Genomic DNA, 19258 nt, shown 5'->3' on the forward strand with positions numbered 1-19258 from the left:
AGACCATGCGGATTCGTTCGACAATAACCCGGCTCGCGATCCCCGCGGTCGCGTGCGGACTGCTGCTGTCGGGGTGTTCGGGCTCCACGACCGGGTCCGGGAGTTCCGCTCTCGGCACGACCAACGACATCAATCCGCACGACGTCGCCGACCTTCGCGACGGCGGCAGCCTGCGGTTGGCGATCTCGGAGTTCCCGCCGAACTGGAACACTCTCCAGATCGACGGCAACAACTACGACATCACGGCGGTGGAAAGGCCGATGCTGCCGCAGGCATTCAGCATCGATGCCGCCGGTGGCACCCATCTCAACACCGACTACTTCACCAATGTCGAGTTGACCGGCACCGATCCGCAGACCGTCACCTACACCATCAACCCGAAGGCGGTGTGGACGGACGGAACGCCGATCACCTGGGAGGACATCGCCTCTCAAGCCGAGGCGCTGGGTGGTCGCAACCCGGAGTACCTGATCGCCAACAACATGGGTTTCGATCGGGTCGCGAAGGTCGAGCGCGGCGTCGACGATCGCCAGGCGGTGCTGACATTCAACAAGCACTTCGGTGAATGGCAGGGCCAATTCTCCGGCAACAGCATGCTGTACCCGAAGTCGGTGACCTCGAATCCGGAGGCGTTCAACAAGAGCCTCGTCGACGGCATCAAGGTGACGGCCGGACCGTTCGCCGTCCAATCCACCGACCGGACTCAGGGCCGGATCACGCTGGGGCGCAATCCGAAATGGTGGGGTGCCGCGCCGAAACTCGACACCGTCAATTTCAGCGTGCTCGATTCGGCCGCACTGGTGCCCGCACTGCAGAACGACGAACTCGACGCGATCGGAATCGGCAGCCGTGGCGATCTGGTGACGGCTCAGGGGGTTCCCAATGTGTCCATCCGCCGCGCGCCGGCGTTGCAGTGGTCGCATCTGACCTTCAACGGCGCACCGGGTTCGATTCTGGAGGATCCCAAGGTTCGCGTGGCCGTTTCGAAGGCCATCGATCGGCAGGGCATCGCGAACGCGATTCAGAACGGTCTGGTCGCCGAACCCAAACCGTTGAACAATCACATCTACCTGGAGGGGCAGAAGGGGTACCAGGACAACGCCCTGCCCTACGACCCCGACGCCGCCGCCCGTGAACTCGACGCCCTGGGCTGGAAACTGCAGGGCGACGCTCGCGTGAAGGACGGCCGCAGACTCGAGATCCGCGATGTGATGTACAACGATCCGTCCTGGGTGCAGATGGCGCAGATCATGCAGCAGAACCTCGCCAAGATCGGGGTGAAACTCACCATCGACACTCGGCCGGGACAGGGCCTGTTCACCAATGTGTTCCAGAAGGGCGATTTCGATCTGGCACAGTTCTCCTGGGTGGGTGACCCGTTCCCCTTGGGCAGCATCAGCCAGATCTGGGGATACGACCCGAACAACTGGCAGGGCAATTACGGCCATATCGGTTCCCCGGAACTCAACGATCTGATCGAGAAGACCGTCTCCGAACTGGATCCGGCCAAGGCCATCGATCTGGCCAATCAGGTCGACCGCCAGATCTTCGCCGAGGGTCATTCCCTCCCGCTGCTGCAGTCGCCCGGCATCGTCGCGACCCGGTCCAACCTCGCCAACTATGGTGCGCGCGGCCTGGCCACCCTGGACTGGACGAAAGTCGGCTACCTGAAGTGATTTCCGGAACCGGCCATCCGCTGGCCTATCCGGTTCTCACCACGATCGGCGCCCTGGTGATCTGCATCGCCTGGGCGCCGTTCGTTGATCCGGAACAGTTGGCCATGCTGGCGGCGGTGGGGCTGGTTGTGTTGCTGTACAGCGGGTTTCGTCTCGCGGTGGCGTTCGGGGTGGTGCCGTGGCGCACGATTCCGGCCGGGACGTTCCGGGTGAAGCGGGTACGCCAGCAGAACCGGTTGGTCAGCCGATCGTGGCTGGAACTGAGCTCCGGCGGCCGAACCCGTTGGCTGCCGGTCTATTTCGATCCTTCACTGGTCGGCCTCACGGAATCCGACGCCGACTGTGACGCCGCCGTGCTCGTGCACGGCCACCGCCTGTTCGCCTCCGGAGCGGTCCGTGACTCCGAACCGCAAGGCCGCCTGATCGACAACCCGACCCGCCCCGACCCCGACGGCCAGGCCCGCGCCGCCGCAGCCACCCGCCTCGGCCGCCGCCTCCTCCTCGACGCCCAATTCGCCGTCGTCGCCCCCTTCGCCGGCCTGTTCTGGATCTACGTCGCCGGCGGCGGCCTCCCCGCCTTCGCCGGCGCCACCGTGGTAGCGGCCGCCACCGCGACCTGGTTCGCCGCCATCCGCGGTTCGGATCCGAGTTGAGGTGTTCGGGGCCGAGAAACAGCGGTGGCGGCTCGGCATCGAGGCCAGACCACGATCGCTGCGACAGCGCTCACCCTTGTGCGCGTTTGGCTTTCGCGGCTGCGCGGCGCTCCATCTCCTCGCGTTCCAGGGCCTTCGCCTGCTCCAATGTCGGTGCGGTGCCGCCCAAACGGGCCGGGACCCAGCGGGCGCCCGGGGGCATGTCGTAGTCCCGTTGCGCGGCGTCGAGCAGTTTCTCCATGTTGGAGCGCAGGGTGGCGGTGAGGTCGTCGGCGTGGTCGACGGGGGCTATGGGGTCGCCTACCTGGATGTGGATCGGGAAGTTGTGGCGGCCCAGTTGTTTCGGGATGTCTTTGGTCCAGACGCGTTGGGCGCCCCAGATCGTCATGGGGACGATGGGGACGGCGGCTTCGATCGCCATGCGGGCGGCGCCGGATTTGAATTCCTTCAGTTCGAAGCTGCGGCTGATGGTGGCTTCGGGGTAGACGACGACGATTTCGCCGTCGCGCAGGGCGGTGACGGCGCGGGCGTAGGACTCGGCGCCGGCGGTGCGGTCGACGCCGATCGCCTTGCACTGCTTCATGAGCCAGCCGACGATGCCGTGTTCGAGTTCGGCCTTCATCATGTAGCGGACGTTGCGGCCCGATTCGCGGCCGACCAGTCCGACCTGCATGAAGTCCAGATAAGCCGTGTGATTCACGGCCAGGACCGCACCGCCGGTGCGCGGGATGTGCTCGCCGCCGACGATATCGATCTTCAGGCCCTGTGCCCAGAAGATGGTGCGGACCAATCCGGTGAGGACGTCGAAAACGGGTTCTCGCGTCATCGGTGACACTCCTGGTACTGCCGGGCCGACCCTGCCGTCAGGAGTCGGCATCTCCCGTTTCGGCGGCGCGACGTGCCGCGCGCGCCTCCGCTTTCGCCTTGGCCTCGGCCGCGTCCATCGCGTCGGCTTCCTCCAGTGTCGGTGCGCCGCCGCCCAGGCGGGCCGGAACCCAGTATGCGCCGGGCTCGTGTGTGTAGTCCTTCTGCAGGCCGAGCAGCATGTCCCGCATGGTCGCGCGCACGGTCTCGGTGAGTTCGGCGGCCGCCTTCTCGTCCGCCTCCGCGGGCGGGAAGATGGGTTTGCCGACGGCGATCGAAATGGGGGTGTTGGTGCGGCCCAGGCGTTTCGGATGCCCCTTGGTCCAGACCCGCTGCGCACCCCAGATCGTCATCGGGATGATCGGGACCCCGGCCTCGACGGCCATCCGCGCGGCACCCGATTTGAATTCCTTGATCTCGAAGCTGCGGCTGATGGTCGCCTCGGGATACACCCCGACCAGTTCGCCGCGGCGCAGATAGTCGACGGCCGCCTTGTAGGAGTCCGCGCCGGCCCCACGGTCGACCGGGATGTGCCGCAGCACGCGCATGATCGGCCCGGAGATCGCGTTGTCGAAGACTTCCTTCTTCGCCATGAACCGGATGTAGCGCTTCGGCGTCCGCGCGGGCAGGCCCGCGTAGGTGAAGTCCATATAGCCGGTGTGGTTGATCGCGATGACCGCGCCGCCCCGCGCGGGGATGTTCTCCGCCCCCGTGACGTCGAATTTCAGTCCCTGTACGAAGAAGACGGTCCGGGCCAGGCCGATGATCGTCCGGTATACGGGTTCCACAATTCCGCTAGCGTAGTCGCTGTCACATTTTCGCTACCGACCGCCGCACAGAAAACGAGGTTCAGCGCAGTGGAAAGCCCCAATCCAGCATCGCGTGCAGGCGGCCGGAAACCACGAGGGGGTATGGGCGCAGCGCTGCATGCCGCACGGGCGGCACGACGCGGCAGACGGCTCTCGGCGGTGCGGGCGGGCGGTCTGGCGATCGTGGTCGCGGGCATCCTCGCCGGCTGTGATTCGCAGGTCGGCATCGATGGCACCGACTATCACGAGTCCGAGAATTCCTCCGCGGCAACGCAATCCGCCGCTCCGTCGTCCTCGCGGATCGCCGCTCCCGCTCCGGCAGCGCCCGAATCCGCGGTAGCGGTGGCCCTCGTGACGGCCGATCCGCAGGCCACCGCGGCCATGACCCGCTGGGTGACCGATCTGCGGCAACTCACTCCGGCGGACATGGAAGCCAAGTGCTGGACGATGGCTCCCCGCAACGTCGAGACGATGTACTCCGACAAATCGGCCATCGAGTCGGCGCTGGCCCAGCCCGGCAGTGACGACGGGACCGCTCTGGTGTGGAAGTCGGCGAGCGGAGCCGCCGACGCGGTGACCGTTGTCGCCGAGCGAACCGATATCGCCACCGGATATGCCTGCCCACGGGTCTACCCCGCCGGCACCGAGATCGGTTTCGGCACCGGCAACGAGGCCCAGACCGCCGACGCGCGCCACATCGTCCGGCGCTATCTGTCCCGCCAGACCGGACATCCGATCGATGCGGCCGACCAGGAAAACACCCATCCGCTGTTGTGCACCGCCGCCACCGCGTGGGATCCGAACGGCACCGGGCGCACATCGCGCCCGCCGCTGGCCACCAATGCGGCCAAGCTCACCACGCCGACCGCCTTCGCCGATCAGTCGCTCAGTTCCACCGCTCTGAACAGCACCTACCTGTCCATATCCGCGACGGTCACGGCCGGCGGCAGCCAGCAGGAACGGACATACACCGTGAAAGCGACCGACAACGGATACTGCATCGGCGACGTTTCGGCCTGATGTGCGGGAGCGGGCCCGCCTCGTTGCGATAGCCCGCGGGTAACCGCGAGATGACAGTGGGCGCGATGACGATACGCCTGGCGCTAGACCAGTTCGGGGACGCGCAGATGCGCGAGGGCGACCTCGAAATCGCCGACTTCGAGCACGTCGACACCGGCTCGGCGGGTTCCCTCGCGGCGCAGGGTGGCGAGTTGTTCGCGATTGCGTTCGACCGCGTCGGCGCTCTCGAAGGTCTCGCACGCGACACCGCGCCCGTCCGCCCGATCGACCAGCAGACTCGTGCTGCAGAACCCCGGCAGCTGTTCCAGTTGCGACGCCACCATGGACTTGTAGGTCTCGATCGCGTGGTCGAACCGGCTCGGATCGTCGGACTTGGCCCACGTGAGCTGGGCACACGCGCCTTCGGGCAGGCGATGGTCGCGGTGCATGGCCGCGACCTCCCACTGCTCGACCCGCGCCGAATCGGCACCGAGCAGCTGGACGGCGCGATCACGCAGCGAACGCACCCGATCGGCGCTCTCGCGCATCATCTCCTCCGATTCCCAGGACGTCGTCGCGATGCAACGACCGGACTTCCGGTCGACCAGCAACGACATCCCGACACAGCCGGGCATGTTCTGCAGGGCCGGCATCACCTCGTCGCGCATATGCGCGATTCCGGTATCGATCGCGGAGGTCTTCGCTTGGATAGTCGTAGAACGTGCGTACACGGTCCACTTCCTCTGTACTCGGGGCAGCGCCCCGGTGGCGCCACCGTGCACCTCTACACTGCGCCGCTCCGACGGCCAAAGCAATAGCTCGGAAATAACCGGCATCGGGGCCGTCAAAAGCGCCCCTCAGGCTGCGGAAGCCCGTTCAACCGCTACCCTGGGTGGCTGGTAGCCGGTTCAGGAGGGACTTCTTCGTGCAGATCACCAGCGTCGGACATGCCGGATTCCACATCCGCACCGCGGCCGGGACGATCCTCTGTGATCCGTGGGTGAATCCGGCCTATTTCGCGTCGTGGGTCCCGTTCCCGGACAACACCGGGCTGGACTGGGACGAGCTGGGCAACTGCGATTTCCTCTACGTCTCGCACCTGCATCGCGACCACTTCGACGCGAAGAATCTGCTCGACCACGTGAACAAGGACGCCACCGTCCTGCTGCCGGACTATCCGGTGCCGGATCTGCAGCGCGAGCTGGAGAAGCTGGGCTTCCACACATTCTTCGAAACCCAGGACTCGGTCAAGCACACGATCACCGGCCGGGACGGGCACGAACTGGACATCATGATCATCGCGCTGCGCGCGCCGGCCGACGGGCCGATCGGTGATTCGGGCCTGGTCGTCTCCGATCGCGAGACCGTGTGTTTCAACATGAACGACGCCCGGCCGGTGGATATGGACGTCCTGCACGAGCAGTTCGGACATATCGACATCCACCTGCTGCAGTATTCGGGCGCCATCTGGTACCCGATGGTCTACGACATCCCGAGCAAGACCAAAGACAACTTCGGCAAGCAGAAGCGCCGGCGCGGAATGGACCGCGCACGCAGCTATATCGAGCAGGTCGGCGCCACCTGGGTGGTGCCCTCGGCCGGACCGCCGGTGTTCCTCGACGACGAACTGCGCCACCTCAACGACGACGGCGAGAACCGCTACTCCGCCGACAACGGCAATATCTTCCCGGACCAGATGGTGTTCCTCGAGCAGATGCGCATCCACGGCAATCCCGGTGGGGTGCTGATGATTCCGGGTTCGGTCGCGGATGTGCGCGGTAAGGAACTGGATCTGACCCATCCGTTCGATCCGGCCGAGATCTACGACGACAAGGCCGGCTACATCGAGCGGATGGCGCAGCGCATGGCGCCGGTGCTGGAACGCGAGAAGGCTTCCTGGGCAACCGAAGACGGCACGCCGCTGCTTCCCCAGCTCAAGGAGCTGTTCGAACCGATCATGGCGCAGAGCGATCTGATCTGCGACGGGATCGGCTATCCGGTCGGGCTGGTCATGGGCGACGAAACCGTGGTGCTCGACTTCCCGAAGCGGCTGGTGCGCGGGCCGATCGAGGGAGAAGGCAAGTACCGCTACGGGTTCCGCATCGCCCCGCAACTGGTACGCACCGTGCTGCGCGACAACGAACCCGACTGGGTGAACACCATCTTCCTGTCCACCCGCTTCCAGGCGTGGCGGATCGGCGGCTACAACGAATTCCTCTACACCTTCTTCAAATGCCTCACCGACGAGCGCATCGCCTATGCCGACGGCTGGTTCGCTGAGGCGCACGACGATTCCGCCTCGACCGAGCTCGCCGGCTGGGAAGTGCAGCGCCGCTGCCCGCACCTGAAGGCCGATCTGTCGAAATTCGGTGTGGTGGAGGGCAGTACGCTCACCTGCAATCTGCACGGCTGGCAGTGGGATCTGGAGACCGGGCGCTGCAAGACGTCCAAGGGGCACGAACTTCGTTCGCGCAAGGTGTGAACGGGGGCGAACTATTCGTGCAAACTCGGGCCGAATGAGCGGATTCCCGCGCAGAAAGTCAGGTTTGCACGAATAGTTCACCGCCCTCAGCCGGGCGCCAACCGGCTGAGCGACTCCCAGGCTCCATACCCTTCGGAGCGCGCCGCATAGAGTTCGGCGACCTGATCGAAGGAATTGCCGCCCACGATCAGACGTCGCGGCGGATTCTCGAGTTCGACCAGTTTCATGATCACCGGCGCGGCCGAACTCGGCGCCGGCCCGGATTCGTCGCCCCACATGCGTGCCAGTTCTTCGCGCAGTGGCTCGTACTGCGGCAGGGCCTCGGTCGCGGTCGTTCCCGCGGTGAACAGGCCGGTGTCGTAGCCGCCCATCTCCAGATTGGTGACCTTGATACCGAACGGTTCGGCCTCCATCGCCAGCGCTTCGGACAGCGACGCCAGTGCCGCCTTCCCGGCTCCGTAGTAGCCGACGGCGGCCATACCGCCGGCGGTTCCCATCGAGGTGACCTGCAGGATGCGGCCGTGCCCCTGTGCGCGCAGCTGCGGCAGTACGGCCTGGACGACCCACACCGCGCCGAAGAAGTTCACATCCAGATGCGCGCGAATCTGGTCCTCGGTCGCCTCCTCGACCATGCCGTAGAGCATGCCGCCCGCGTTGTTCACCACGACGTCGAGCTCCCCGACGAGCGCGACGGCCCGCTCGACGACCTCGAATACGGCCCGGCGATCCGACACGTCCAGGCCGAGCGGAATCAGCCGATCCGGATATGTGGCGGCCAGATCCCGTAGCGGTTCGACATCGCGGGCCGTCGCGACCACTCGATCACCGGCGTGCAAGGCGGCTTCGGTGAACGCACGCCCCAGCCCACGGGAAGCGCCGGTGATGAACCAGGTCTTACCGGTGGTCATATCCCACATCCTCTCTTCATGAGACGGTCCGTCTCGTCTCGACACAGTGTGCTGATCGCGCCGCGAATTGTCAAGACGACCCGTCTCGTCTCGCTGAAGATGCTATGGTCGACCGCGTGTCCGATACCGCGAAATCCGAACCGGCCGGCTCCCGGCGCAGCGAGAAGTCGCGGCAGGCGATTCTGACGGCCACACGGGACCTGCTCTCCGAGGTCGGATATCGGAAGGTCTCGATCGAGGCGATCGCCTCGCGCGCGGGCGTCGGTAAGCAGACGATCTATCGCTGGTGGCCGTCCAAGGGGGCGGTGATCTTCGAATCGTTCCTGGACCTGAGTGACAACGACGGGGAGGGCATCTCGCTGCCGGACACCGGGGATATCGAGGCGGATCTGAAGCTGGTGATGCGGGCGACGGTCGCGGAATTCGCGGATGCGGAATTCGAGAAACCGGTGCGGGCGCTCAACACCGAGATCATCAACGACCCGGAGCTGGCCACGCAGTACGACCGGCAGTTGCGACGTCCCGTCGACGACGCCAAGAAGGCCCGGTTACGCAGCGCGCAGGCGGCCGGGCAGGTGCGCGCGGATGCCGACCTCGACCTGATGCTCGAAATGCTGTACGCGCCGGTGTATCAGCGATGGCTGCTGCGATACGGGCCGCTCGACGACGCGTATGCCGATGCGCTGGTGGAGCACACGCTGCGCGCCTTCCGGCCCTGAACCACGAAAGCCGTTCGCGCGAACGCTGTTTCGCGGGCAGTCGTCGTCAGGCCTGCTCGGTGGTGCGGCCCTGCGCGAGGACGCCGATGGCGGCGGCGAGCAGCGTCAATACGCAGCCGGCGATGGTCAGCGCCGACAGGCGGGTGCCCGTCGGCGCGACGACATCCAGTACCACCGAACCGATGAGCTGGCCGGACACCGAGGTCAGGCCGAACAGGAGCACCCCGATCCAGCGCACGATCAGCGCCGCCACGGCGATGAAGAAGACCCCGATCGCACCGCCGAGGTAGAGCCACGGTTCGGTGGGAAAGGCGGTGGGCCGGCCGATCCGCGCGAGCTGCGCCGCCTCGACCACCAGCAGGCCCGCGGTCCCGGTCGCGAAATTGATCGTGGTGGCCGGCACCGGTCCGCCGACGGTCGCCAGCCGTCCGTTGACCGCCTGCTGCCACGCCAAACCGAGTCCCGCCAGGGCGGGCAGCGCGATCAGTAGATAGGCCGCGCCCCCGCCGGAACCGGATTCGCCGCCGGAGCGCCCCAGGGCGGCCACACCGACCGCAGCGACCGCGAGGGCCGCCGCACCGAGCCGCACCGGCGTCACCGGCGTGATTCCGGCCGGGCTCACACCCAGACGGTCCACGACGAGACCGCTGGTCAGCTGGCCGGCGACCACCGCGATCGTGAAGGCGGTGACGCCGATCGTGGCCACGGACAACCCTTGACAGGCTACGAAGAACGCGCCGCACAACCCACCCAGCAGATGCCACCATCGCAGCCGGCCGGCGCGCACAGAATGGCGTATCGCGGCCAGACCGGTGCGCATCCGCCCGCTGAAACCGCTGACGATGAGCAGCAGGATCAGACCGGAGCCGAAACTGATGACCGCCGCGGCGATTCCGTCGTTGAGCCGATCGCCGAGATCACCGTTGATTCGCGCCTGGACCGCCACACCGGCGCCGCAGCACAGGCCCAGCAGCACACCGATCCAGCGCCGCACGTCGGTCCGTTCACGCGCTGCGGTCATATCCGCCACGGTAGTGGTTCCGACCGGGCCGATGCCGCACCCCTGATCGGGTCAGCTCCGGCGGATCGAGCCCTCGGGATCGAATCCGTTGTTGTCCAACGGAACCCAGCCCTTGGCGGCGAGCTCCCGATCGGTCGTGCCGGCGCCGACCAGCCCGCGGGTGGAGTTCATATCGCTGATCAGCTCGGAGACCGGATGCGAATCGCTGTAGTGGTAGCCCTGCGCGAGCGCGAAGCCCAGTTCGGTCAGCACGGCCGCCTGATATTCGGTTTCCACACCCTCGGCGATCACCTGGAGATCCAGCGACTTGCTCAGCGCCGCAATCACTCCCAGTAGCGGCGGGGCGGGCGAATCGGACCGGATCGCGGCGACGAACGACTGGTCGACCTTGAGAATGTCGCTGGGGATGGTGGCCAATCGGCTCAGCGAGGAGTAGCCGGTGCCGAAATCGTCGATGGCGATCCGAACGCCGCTGTCGCGCAATTGGTGCAGATTCGCGATGGCGGTCTGGGATTCGGCGGCCAATTCGCTCTCGGTGACCTCCAGGACGAGCTGGTCGGCCGGCCAGCCGGTATCGGCGAGGATGCCGGAGACCCGGTCGGCATAGTTGCTCTCGGCCAATTCGAGGCCGCTGACGTTCACGTTCAGGGTCAGATCGAGCTGAGCGAAGGTCTGTTGCAGCCGGGCCGCATCGGCACACGCGCGCCGCAGAACCAGCTCGTCGAGGTCGGAGATCAGGTCGTATTCCTCGGCGACCCGGATCAGCCCCTCGGTGGTCACGTCGGGCTGGGCGTTGGACGACCAGCGCAGCAGCGCCTCCACGCCGACCGCTTGGGCGCCGTCCTCACCGAGGCTCACGATGGGCTGGTAGTGCACGTCCAGCGCACCGGTGTCGATGGCCTCGCGCAGTTCGACCGCCAGCGGCAGCTGCCGCGACGACTCCAGCACCGTGCGGTTACGCCCGGCCTGCTTGGCTCGGTACAGACCCACGTCGGCGCGACTGACCAGCAGCGATCCGGATTCGCCGGGCTGCCAGGAGGTGACGCCGGCCGAACATCCCGTGGTGACCGCGGCACGCAGCTGTTCGGTCAGCAGGATCGCGGCCTGTTCGGTGGTGTTGGGCAACAACAGCGCGAACGCGTCGCCGCCGTATCGGGCCAGCACCTGATCCGGGCCCAGCAGTTTCGACCAGGCGTCGCCGACGCGCTGCAACACGGCATCGCCGGCGCGGTGACCGAGATGATCGTTGATCTTCTGGAACCGGTCCAGGTCGACCAGGACCAGCGCCACGCCCTGCCCGGTCCGCCCGGCGTGTCCGATGGCGCTGTTGAGCGCGCGATCGAAACCGCGGCGGTTCAGCAAGCCGGTGAGTGTGTCGATATCGGCGTCCGAGGCCATCCGGGTGAGGATGCCGACCACGATGCCGACGCCGACCGTGATACCGGCCGGGATGATGCCCGACCACCAGGGCAGACCCCGGGACGGCACCACCCACAGACAGAGCACGACCGCGAAGCCCACGTGCGCCCCGGCCAGCCGCCAGGCGAAGAAGATCGCGGCATCGGCGGCGACGAAGACGTAGAAGGCGGCGAGCGTGATCGCGCCGACGGTGTTCGGGAACCAGTGCACGGCGATGGTGACCAGCACGGTCGCCACCGCGACATATCCGTGGTGCACCCAGTGCGGCTGGCGCGGGCCCCAGATCAGCAGGCTCACGCCGAGCAACAGCGCGACCGCGGCAGCTGAGCCGACCAGCGGGCGGTTGCCCTCGTCTCCCGGTGCGATGGCAGTGATCAGCAGGCCCAGGACCCCACCCATGACGTAGAACGCCCCGGTGGTCCGAGCCATGACCATTGCCGTCGCCAGCGCCGATGCCGCCCGAACCTGCGTGCGGGTATCGCCGCGAGACCCGAGTCCTCGCACGCCGTCCAGCCTAGACAACGCGGTGCATAGCAGTAGTGACAACCGCCGGATTCGAGGCCGAAGTCACCGCGCCCCGGCCGCGATCATCACCGCGACAGGGCCGCAACCGTCAGCGCGGCGGCTCGAGCACCTCGCGGCCCACGAACGGAACCAGCGCGGCGGGCACCCGGACCGAGCCGTCGGCCTGCTGGTGATTTTCCAGCAACGCGACGATCCACCGAGTGGTCGCGAGGGTGCCGTTGAGGGTCGCGGCGATCTGCGGCTTGCCGTTCTCGTCCCGATAGCGCACCGACAGGCGGCGGGCCTGGAAGGTGGTGCAGTTCGAGGTCGAGGTGAGTTCGCGATAGGTCTGCTGGGTCGGCACCCAGGCCTCGCAGTCGAATTTGCGGGCGGCCGAGCTGCCGAGATCGCCACCGGCCACATCGATGACCCGGTACGGGACCTCGATCGCGGCGAGCATCTCCTTCTCCCAGTCCAGCAGGCGGCGGTGTTCGGCGTCGGCGTCCTCGGGACGGCAGTAGACGAACATCTCGACCTTGTCGAACTGGTGCACGCGGATGATGCCGCGGGTGTCCTTGCCGTAGCTGCCGGCCTCGCGACGGAAGCACGACGACCAGCCGGCATAGCGCTTCGGACCGTCGCTCAGATCGAGGATCTCGCCCGAGTGGTAGCCGGCCAGCGGGACCTCCGAGGTGCCGACCAGGTACAGATCGTCGTCGTCGAGGTGGTAGACCTCGGCCGAGTGCTGCCCCAAAAAGCCCGTTCCGGCCATGATCTCCGGACGCACGAGTACCGGCGGGATCATCATGGTGAAGCCGTTGGCGACCGCCCGCTGGGCGGCCAGCTGCAGCAGACCGAGTTGCAGCAGGGCGCCGTAGCCGGTCAGGAAATAGAACCGGGCGCCCGAGACCTTGGCGCCGCGTTCCATATCGATCAGTCCGAGCGCCTCGCCCAGGTCGAGATGATCGCGCGGGGAAAAGTCGAATTCGGTGGGAGCGCCCACGGTTTCGAGCAGAACGAAATCGTCCTCGCCGCCCGCGGGTGCGCCCTCCTGCACGACGTTCGAGATCGCGCGGTGGGCGCTGTCGAGTTCGGCGTCGGCGGCGTTCTCGGCGGCCTCGGCCTCCTTCACCTTCGCCGACAACTCCTGCGCGTGGGCCAGCAGCGTCGCGCGCTCGTCCGGGGACGCCTTACCGACCTTCTTACCCAGCGCCTTCTGCTCGGCGCGCAGGTTGTCCGCCGTCGCGACCGCGGCGCGGCGGGCCGCATCCGCCTCGAGCAGGGCATCCACCAGCGCCGGGTCCTCACCGCGGGCACGCTGCGAGGCACGGACCGCTTCGGGATTCTCGCGCAGGAATCGGAGGTCGATCATGGGCAATCAGCCTAGTGGGAGGTGTCCACCGCATTTTCTGTGGATCCGGTGAAATCCGAACCGATCGTGGCAGGCCCCGCACGGCGCCTGCCATGATGGACGGCGATGTCCTCCGACGATGGGGCGCCAGCGGCGCCGGAACCGGGAAACGAAGAATCCGACATGCCTCGCCGCAGGCGTGCCGGGGCGAACCGTCGCCGCCCGTTGCCGGGCGCCGGGAAACGCTTCGGTCAGGACGGCAAGGCGCTGCATCCGCATCGGCTGCGGTGGGGATTGCTCGCGGTCGCCGTCGGTGCCGTGGTGGCGGCGCTGGTGACGCTGTCCATCTCGGGGTTTCGCAGTTCACACGGGCTGGAGGTGCACGATCCCGGTTCGGGCAAGGCGCCCGCCGGCCGCGCCGACGCCGCCTTCGGCTCCGCCAAATCGGGTGACTGCCTCACCTGGACCAGCGCCAAAACCCTGGATCTGACCAAGGTCAACTGCGCCGACAAACATCTGTTCGAGGTGACCGCCGATATCGACCTGAGCAAATATCCGGGCCGCGAATTCGGGCCGGGCTCGGCCTTCCCCGATTCGCTGCGCTTCGGCGAACTGCGCGACGAACACTGCGCCTCGGCCGCGGCCGCCTACCTCGGTGGCCGGCTCGACCCGCGGGGGCGGTTCGTGGTCGGCATGGTCAACCCGGGAGAACCGGGCTGGCGCAACGGCGACCGGACCATCCGGTGCGGATTGCAGTTGGTGAGCGCCACGGGTAGCGCGACGCAGCAGACCGTGGGCCGGGTGCGCGACAGCGACCAGTCCCGCGTCTTCGATCCGGGCACCTGCATCGGCATCAATCAGAATCTGCCGACCAACGAACCGGTCCCCTGCGGTCAGCCGCACGCCTACGAGGTGATGTCGACGGTGGATCTCGGCACCCACTTCAACAGCGGCCCGCCGGCGAACGCCGATCAGGACAAGTTCATGCAGGACGAATGCGCCCGTGCCGCAGGCGATTACCTCGGCGGTCAGGACGCGCTGATCAACAAGACGCTGACCATCTTCTGGGACAACCTCGACGCCCGCAGCTGGCTGGTCGGCAGTCACAAGCTGAATTGCCTGGTGGGCAAGGGGTCTCAGGACGGGTTCGCGACGATCACCGGATCCGCGAAGGGCGATGTGCTGATCGACGGCCAGGCCCCGGTGCCGCCGCCGAGTTCCGGACGTTCCACCCCGGCGCCGCTGCCGGGCGCGGCGCCCGCGCCGATTCCACCGCAGCGCTGACACCATGCCGGTGTCGATGTCGGAGAGCCGGTTCGAGGAACTGGTCGGCGATGCGCTGGATACGATTCCGCCCGCACTCGCCGGGGCGATCGAGAACGTGGTGGTGCTGATCGAGGCGCGCAATCTCGAGGATCCGCATCTGCTCGGGCTGTATCACGGCATCGCGCTGACCGACCGGGTGGACAGTCAGTACGGCGGCGCGCTACCGGACACCATCACCATCTACCGCGACACGATTCTGGAAATGTGCGACGACGAACGGCAGGTCGTCGAGGAAGTGGCCATCACGGTGATCCATGAGATAGCTCACTATTTCGGGATCGACGAAGAACGGCTGCATCAGCTCGGTTGGGGCTAGTCTTTACGCGCGTAGCGGGTAAAGTCGAATCGATTCGTGACTCGAGGGAACCGAACCGGGGGCCGTCGCGTCCAATCATCTCGTAGGGGGAATTCTCGTGGTTCCACCGACGGGTCTGCCGGATCCTCTGTGCCGGAACAGCACTGGGCTCGGGCAGCCTCGACACTTGCACAGCCGCCACAAGAAGGAGTTCGAGTCATGGTTGGTTTGCTCGGTGTACAGCCCGAAGTCGTGCTCGCGGCCTCGGCGGAACTCGATCTGCTCGCCGAACGTCTCACTGCTGCCGCCGCTTTGAGCGGTCCGGCCACCCACGTCGTCCCCGCCGGCGCCGAAGAGGTGTCCGTCGCCGCGGCAACCCATCTGAACGAGGGCGCGCTCAGCCACGACCGCGCGGCCGCGCAGGCCATTCTCGAACTGCACCACGCGGCCGCGATCCTGCGTCAGCAGCTGGCCTCGTACATCGCCGAGGACGCGATCAACGCGGCCGGCACCGCCGCGATTCAGTTCTGACCGGCGCGATCCTTCACCACACCATTCGTTCAGGGGAGAGACAATGACTGCAGGGATCACCGGAATCTATTGGCTGCCCCGGCTCGCCGAGGGCAATTCGAGTCTGCTGACCGCGGGTCCGCACGCCGTTCCGGCCGCTGCCGCGGCCACGGCATGGGGTGGTCTCACGGCGGCGTGGGTCGACGCGACCGCCACCGTCACCCGGGTCATGGCCGAACTGGGTGTCGGCATGGTCGGTCTCAACGGTGCCGTCGCACTGACCAAACTCGCCGGCTTCACCGGCTGGGCCGAACAGCAGGGCATGCAGGCGGCCGCGATGGCGGCCAAGGCCTCCGCCCACGCCACCGCCAATACCGTTGCCACCCTTGCCATGCCGAGCCTGCCGGAGATCGCCGCGGTGGACGCCGCGCGCGTCGCGGCACATGCGCACGGCGGCGATCTGGACGGCAGTGCCGAGGTGGCGGAAGCCGCCAAGGCCGCCCTGGATGTACAGGCCGCACTGGTCATGGACACCTACGAATCCACCGTCGAGGCCATGACGGCGACTCCGGCCGAGTTCCTGACGCCGCCACCGATCGCGGCGGGCGCCGGGGTGGCCGACAGCGGCGCCGAGGCGGCTTCGCAGAACACCAGCGGCGACCCGGTGCAGACGGCCATCGGTGTGGCGCAGGCGCTCGCGACCGATCCGGGCGTGATCAGCGCCGCCACCCAGGCGGCCAATGTCGCCGGATCGGTGGCGACGACGGGTGTGTCCACGGTGGGCAACGTGGCCGGTACCGCGATCGCCGCGGCGACCAGCCATGCCGCGCCCGCCGCGAGCATGTCGCCGATGATGATGGGCGGCATGGGGGGTGTCGCCGCCGCCGGTGGCGCCGCGGCAGCCACGCGTGCCGTGTCCTTCGGGGGAAGCTCCGTCGGCATCGGCAACGGCGCCGGCACGCTGCAACTCCCCGAGGGCTGGGGTGCCGGCAACGTGATCGGCGCTCCGGCCGCGACCGCTCCGGTGGCGGAGACGGCACCCGTCGCGCAGATGGGCGCACCGGCTCCGGCCCGCGCGAACAACGCCGCCGGTAACCCGCTGCTGGGCCGCCAGGTCGACAGCGACGACGACGAGGGCGAGCACCAGGGCAACGACTACCTGCGGGGCGAGCACTTCGCCGACGGCCGGGTCATCGCACCCGGGGTCATCGGAGCAGACCCGGCCGCGGGAGCGCGCTAGGTGACCGTGCTCGGCGCCGGCCGCGGGCCGTCGATGCTCGAGTCCGTCGTGTTGTCGCTCGACGAGATGCAGTTTCTGCTCGAGAAACTGGAGATCGACGAGGTGCCTGTCGTACTGGATGCGAGGGGCCGCTACGACAATGTCGTCGACCACGACCGGGCGATGACCGCGGCCGCCGAATCGCTCACCGCGCGTGAGCTGCTCGTCGACGGAGTCGTGCAGCACGACCTCGAAGACCGGCTGCGCGGGCTGTACCGCCCGCACTGGGTGATCTCGATGCGCTGGTACGTCGGCGACCGAGTGAACCGATTCTGCCTCGCCAAGGGCGACGACCTCGATGTCGTCGCCCTGCGCGGGCCGAATTCCTACAGCATCGACGAGGCGGGACACGACCTACCGGGCACGATCATGGCGGCGCTGGGACCGGCGGAGGCGCTCGAGCTCAGCGGAATGAATGTTCTCACCGAGGAACTCAAGCCGATTCTCGGTGATGCCGGGGATGCCGCGACCACCGCGCGGCGCCTGGAGCGAGTGGGGCGGCCGCCCCGCGACGCGCAGGCGCTGGCCTCGGCGCTGGTCGAAATCCATTCGCACGCTTCGATCGTCGGCGTCGTGTACAACGACGCCAGTCGCGACATCTCCGACGGGATGATCGCGGTGTACAACACCCGCAACGGGCGATTCATCGGCGTCACCACCCGCTCCGACGACGAGGTCATGTGGACCTCGCTGGCCAGCGGGACACCGGGCCGATTGCGCACCGCGATCAAGGACCTCGTCGACAAGCTTCCGCTACGTGAGGATTTCAAGCCGGCGACCCCCGGAATCGGCTAACCCATCGGGTCGTCGGCCTTCGGTTCGACCTTGTATCCGAACGGCGGGGTGTAGCGGCCCCAGCGGACACAGGTCCAACCGCCGTCGGCGGTCGGCGCCAGCTCGATGGTCTCGGTGTTGTCCAGATGGTTGTTGGTCGTGAACGGCGGTGCGACGCCGGTGAGTTCGCGGGCCGCCAGTCGCATCGCGGCGCCGTGGCTGACCAGCAGCACATCGCGCGTTTCCGAGCCTGGAAGCAGGTAGTCGTCCCGAAGGTGTTCCAGCACAGGCAGATACCGCTCGAGGACCTCCTCGCCGGATTCGCCGCCGGGCAGTCGCGTATGCAGTTCACCCAGATGCCAGGAACGGTAGACCCGCTGGAATTCCCGATGCGCCGCGTCGGAATTCTGCCCCTCCAGTTCGCCGACCTGCACCTCGTACACACCGTCGGCCACCTCGGCCGCCACACCGGTCACCGACTCGATATGGCTCGCGGTCTGCTGGGCACGCAGCGCTACCGAGGAGTACAACCGCACCGGCGGCACCGCTAGCCGCGCGGCGAACGATTTCGCTTGCGCCACACCACGTTCGGTCAGCGGTAGACCCGGTACCCGGGTATCCAGAAGTTTCGCGACATTACCCTCGGTCTCGCCGTGACGGACCAGCACCAACCTGCCGGAACCGCGGACGGGATCGCGGTTCGCACCGGTTTCACTCATGAGGCGTCCACCCCCTTTTTCACATCGTCCAACCAGGCCGCCGCCGGCTCGTCGGCGGGCGGCGGCGATCCACTCGGTGAACTGGCCGGCCAGGAGCCCAGATAGCGGATCCGCCCGGCGGTCCGGTGCAGCGCCTTGAGGGCCTCGGCGACGGCGGTGTCGTCGATATGGCCGACACAGTCCAGATAGAAGCGATAGGTACCCATCCCGGTGCGCGTCGGCCGGGATTCGATGCGGGTCAGATCCACACCGCGCGTGGCGAATTCGGCGAACACCCGCATCAGCGAACCGGGTTCGTTCGCCAGTTCGAGTACCACCAGCGAGGTGCGGTCGGCGCCGGTGCGGGCGGGCGCCTCACGTGGCGGGGTGACCAGCACGAAACGGGTGATGGCCTGGTCGTGGTCGGCGACGCCGGTGGCCAGTTCGACGAGTTTCAGCCGCTGACCGGCCAGGGTGGTCGAGACCGCGGCGTCGGCGTGGCCGGCCACCACATCCTCGGCCGCGGCCGCGTTGGAGGCCGAGGTGTACAGCGTTGCCTGCGGCATCCGATCCGCCAGCCACAACCGCACCTGCGCGGCCGCGACGGGATAGGCCGCGACGGTGCGCACCCGCGACAGCTCCATTCCAGGTTTCGCCACGATCGTGAACGCCACGTCGAGTTCGGTTTCGGCGATGATCTGCAGCCGCGGGCCCACCGCGAGCGCGTCCAGGGTCGCCGAGATGGAACCTTCGACCGAGCTCTCGATCGGCACCACCGCGCCGTCGGCCGCACCGGACCGGATCATCTCGAGCGCCGCGCCCTGACTGGGTGCGGCGATCCGCTCGACCGGCTCGTCGAAGGCCCCGTCCGATTCGAGTCGGGCCAGGGCCATCTCGGTGAAAGTTCCCGACGGTCCGAAATAGGCGATACGCGGCACGGATACGACATTACTGGCAGTTGGCTGCGCGCT

The 19258-nt window shown here is 67.4% G+C and carries 19 protein-coding genes; 10 read left to right on the forward strand and 9 right to left on the reverse strand.

Annotated elements, in window-relative coordinates; genetic code table 11:
• Positions 1-5: 5 nt before the first annotated feature.
• Both AC5592_RS05460 and AC5592_RS05465 read left to right on the forward strand, forming a co-directional pair.
• Positions 6-1676 (forward strand): ABC transporter family substrate-binding protein, encoded by a 1671-nt coding sequence (locus AC5592_RS05460; RefSeq protein WP_063063606.1) that lies wholly within the window; start codon positions 6-8, stop codon positions 1674-1676.
• Positions 1673-2329, forward strand: a complete 657-nt coding sequence (locus AC5592_RS05465; protein ID WP_157163310.1) for a hypothetical protein — start codon at positions 1673-1675, stop codon at positions 2327-2329. Before AC5592_RS05460 ends, AC5592_RS05465 begins: the two co-directional genes overlap by 4 nt.
• Before the next feature lie 70 nt (positions 2330-2399).
• Here AC5592_RS05465 and AC5592_RS05470 read toward each other — a convergent pair whose 3' ends face one another.
• Positions 2400-3155, reverse strand: a complete 756-nt coding sequence (locus AC5592_RS05470) for a lysophospholipid acyltransferase family protein (protein WP_063063607.1) — start codon at positions 3153-3155, stop codon at positions 2400-2402.
• A 37-nt stretch (positions 3156-3192) separates the two neighbouring features.
• Positions 3193-3981 (reverse strand): lysophospholipid acyltransferase family protein, encoded by a 789-nt coding sequence (locus tag AC5592_RS05475; RefSeq protein ID WP_063063608.1) that lies wholly within the window; start codon positions 3979-3981, stop codon positions 3193-3195.
• A 123-nt stretch (positions 3982-4104) separates the two neighbouring features.
• Here AC5592_RS05475 and AC5592_RS05480 point away from each other — a divergent pair, with 123 nt between their 5' ends.
• Positions 4105-5022 (forward strand): hypothetical protein, encoded by a 918-nt coding sequence (locus tag AC5592_RS05480; RefSeq protein WP_063063609.1) that lies wholly within the window; start codon positions 4105-4107, stop codon positions 5020-5022.
• An 83-nt stretch (positions 5023-5105) separates the two neighbouring features.
• On the opposite strand, the gene AC5592_RS05485 is transcribed toward AC5592_RS05480, so the two are convergent.
• Positions 5106-5732 carry a hypothetical protein gene (locus AC5592_RS05485; RefSeq protein ID WP_084506359.1) on the reverse strand — a complete coding sequence of 209 codons (627 nt, stop codon included), beginning with the start codon at positions 5730-5732 and terminating at the stop codon, positions 5106-5108.
• A gap of 194 nt (positions 5733-5926) precedes the next feature.
• Here AC5592_RS05485 and AC5592_RS05490 point away from each other — a divergent pair, with 194 nt between their 5' ends.
• Entirely contained in the window at positions 5927-7483 is a 1557-nt protein-coding gene (locus AC5592_RS05490; protein WP_063063611.1) for a Rieske 2Fe-2S domain-containing protein, read from the forward strand.
• Positions 7484-7569: 86 nt separating this feature from the next.
• Here the strand turns inward: AC5592_RS05490 and AC5592_RS05495 are convergent, their stop codons facing one another.
• A complete protein-coding gene (locus AC5592_RS05495) occupies positions 7570-8391 on the reverse strand; it encodes an SDR family NAD(P)-dependent oxidoreductase (RefSeq protein WP_063063691.1) in 822 nt (273 codons plus the stop codon).
• Between the two features lie 116 nt (positions 8392-8507).
• Here AC5592_RS05495 and AC5592_RS05500 point away from each other — a divergent pair, with 116 nt between their 5' ends.
• Complete coding sequence (locus AC5592_RS05500) at positions 8508-9110, forward strand: TetR/AcrR family transcriptional regulator (RefSeq protein ID WP_232329204.1); 603 nt, start codon at positions 8508-8510, stop codon at positions 9108-9110.
• A 46-nt stretch (positions 9111-9156) separates the two neighbouring features.
• On the opposite strand, the gene AC5592_RS05505 is transcribed toward AC5592_RS05500, so the two are convergent.
• The 3 genes from AC5592_RS05505 to serS form a co-directional block, all read right to left on the reverse strand.
• Complete coding sequence (locus AC5592_RS05505; RefSeq protein WP_036496993.1) at positions 9157-10131, reverse strand: DMT family transporter; 975 nt, start codon at positions 10129-10131, stop codon at positions 9157-9159.
• 51 nt (positions 10132-10182) lie between these two features.
• Positions 10183-12054 (reverse strand): putative bifunctional diguanylate cyclase/phosphodiesterase, encoded by a 1872-nt coding sequence (locus AC5592_RS05510; protein ID WP_232329205.1) that lies wholly within the window; start codon positions 12052-12054, stop codon positions 10183-10185.
• A gap of 109 nt (positions 12055-12163) precedes the next feature.
• Positions 12164-13426, reverse strand: coding sequence for a serine--tRNA ligase (gene serS / locus AC5592_RS05515; RefSeq protein ID WP_063063614.1), 1263 nt, complete (start codon positions 13424-13426; stop codon positions 12164-12166).
• A gap of 105 nt (positions 13427-13531) precedes the next feature.
• On the opposite strand from serS, the gene AC5592_RS05520 reads away from it, so the two are divergent.
• From AC5592_RS05520 to AC5592_RS05540, 5 genes are all read left to right on the forward strand, one after another.
• Positions 13532-14689, forward strand: a complete 1158-nt coding sequence (locus AC5592_RS05520) for a septum formation family protein (RefSeq protein WP_371507109.1) — start codon at positions 13532-13534, stop codon at positions 14687-14689.
• A gap of 4 nt (positions 14690-14693) precedes the next feature.
• Entirely contained in the window at positions 14694-15047 is a 354-nt protein-coding gene (locus tag AC5592_RS05525) for a metallopeptidase family protein (RefSeq protein ID WP_063063615.1), read from the forward strand.
• A gap of 198 nt (positions 15048-15245) precedes the next feature.
• On the forward strand, positions 15246-15557 hold the full coding sequence (locus tag AC5592_RS05530) for a PE family protein (protein WP_036496990.1): 312 nt from the start codon (positions 15246-15248) through the stop codon (positions 15555-15557).
• A gap of 43 nt (positions 15558-15600) precedes the next feature.
• On the forward strand, positions 15601-16776 hold the full coding sequence (locus tag AC5592_RS05535; protein WP_036496989.1) for a PPE domain-containing protein: 1176 nt from the start codon (positions 15601-15603) through the stop codon (positions 16774-16776).
• Positions 16777-17610 (forward strand): ESX secretion-associated protein EspG, encoded by an 834-nt coding sequence (locus tag AC5592_RS05540; RefSeq protein ID WP_051024078.1) that lies wholly within the window; start codon positions 16777-16779, stop codon positions 17608-17610.
• Here the strand turns inward: AC5592_RS05540 and AC5592_RS05545 are convergent.
• Together AC5592_RS05545 and pheA are read right to left on the reverse strand one after the other, a co-directional pair.
• Positions 17607-18308: a histidine phosphatase family protein gene (locus AC5592_RS05545; protein ID WP_051024077.1), complete on the reverse strand. Its 702-nt coding sequence runs from the start codon at positions 18306-18308 to the stop codon at positions 17607-17609. The two genes, AC5592_RS05540 and AC5592_RS05545, sit on opposite strands and share 4 nt — an antisense overlap.
• Entirely contained in the window at positions 18305-19225 is a 921-nt protein-coding gene (gene pheA / locus AC5592_RS05550; protein ID WP_036496988.1) for a prephenate dehydratase, read from the reverse strand. The genes AC5592_RS05545 and pheA overlap by 4 nt, the downstream gene beginning before the upstream one ends.
• Positions 19226-19258 lie beyond the last annotated feature (33 nt).

The sequence above is a fragment of the Nocardia violaceofusca NBRC 14427 genome, from assembly GCF_963869435.1.
Taxonomy (GTDB): domain Bacteria; phylum Actinomycetota; class Actinomycetes; order Mycobacteriales; family Mycobacteriaceae; genus Nocardia; species Nocardia aobensis.

Excerpts from the sequence above, each read along its gene's own strand:
- AC5592_RS05460 (WP_063063606.1), top strand. The coding sequence starts at position 6 with ATGCGGATTCGTTCGACAATAACCCGGCTCGCGATCCCCGCGGTCGCG.
- AC5592_RS05470 (WP_063063607.1), bottom strand. The coding sequence starts at position 3,155 with ATGACGCGAGAACCCGTTTTCGACGTCCTCACCGGATTGGTCCGCACC.
- AC5592_RS05480 (WP_063063609.1), top strand. The coding sequence starts at position 4,105 with ATGGGCGCAGCGCTGCATGCCGCACGGGCGGCACGACGCGGCAGACGG.
- AC5592_RS05495 (WP_063063691.1), bottom strand. The coding sequence starts at position 8,391 with ATGACCACCGGTAAGACCTGGTTCATCACCGGCGCTTCCCGTGGGCTG.
- AC5592_RS05505 (WP_036496993.1), bottom strand. The coding sequence starts at position 10,131 with ATGACCGCAGCGCGTGAACGGACCGACGTGCGGCGCTGGATCGGTGTG.
- serS (WP_063063614.1), bottom strand. The coding sequence starts at position 13,426 with ATGATCGACCTCCGATTCCTGCGCGAGAATCCCGAAGCGGTCCGTGCC.
- AC5592_RS05520 (WP_371507109.1), top strand. The coding sequence starts at position 13,532 with ATGTCCTCCGACGATGGGGCGCCAGCGGCGCCGGAACCGGGAAACGAA.
- AC5592_RS05525 (WP_063063615.1), top strand. The coding sequence starts at position 14,694 with ATGCCGGTGTCGATGTCGGAGAGCCGGTTCGAGGAACTGGTCGGCGAT.
- AC5592_RS05530 (WP_036496990.1), top strand. The coding sequence starts at position 15,246 with ATGGTTGGTTTGCTCGGTGTACAGCCCGAAGTCGTGCTCGCGGCCTCG.
- AC5592_RS05535 (WP_036496989.1), top strand. The coding sequence starts at position 15,601 with ATGACTGCAGGGATCACCGGAATCTATTGGCTGCCCCGGCTCGCCGAG.
- AC5592_RS05545 (WP_051024077.1), bottom strand. The coding sequence starts at position 18,308 with ATGAGTGAAACCGGTGCGAACCGCGATCCCGTCCGCGGTTCCGGCAGG.